Origin of the sequence: Streptococcus gwangjuensis (assembly GCF_028156745.1) — a bacterium.
GTDB lineage: Bacteria > Bacillota > Bacilli > Lactobacillales > Streptococcaceae > Streptococcus > Streptococcus gwangjuense_A.
This window is the reverse complement of sequence record NZ_JAODJG010000002.1, coordinates 1-253: the sequence shown is the minus strand read 5'-3', so window position 1 is coordinate 253 and position 253 is coordinate 1. Positions and strand designations below refer to the sequence as shown.

Annotated in this window: 1 protein-coding gene; it reads right to left on the bottom strand. The window is 37.5% G+C overall.

The window, feature by feature from the left end; all coding sequences use genetic code 11:
• Positions 1-253 (bottom strand): MucBP domain-containing protein (locus N5909_RS00010; protein ID WP_271630614.1); only part of this gene is annotated, 253 nt, incomplete at both ends.

Genomic DNA, 253 nt, shown 5'->3' with positions numbered 1-253 from the left:
TCATCTCCTACTTTTCCTTCTGTTGTTTCTGAAGGGATTAAGTCTTTGCCTTTTTCATCTACATATTTAACTACTAGTTTAGCTTTGTTTGCTACATAGTTAATTACTGTATCTTGACTTGGATCTGTTGGGATGTTTGGTACTACATATCCTTTTGATGGATCTTTCGGATCAACTGGTTTAAGTGGGTTGCCATCTTTATCTTCTGGAGTGAATCCTGGAACGTATGGTAACACTTCTGTTGGTTGTCCTG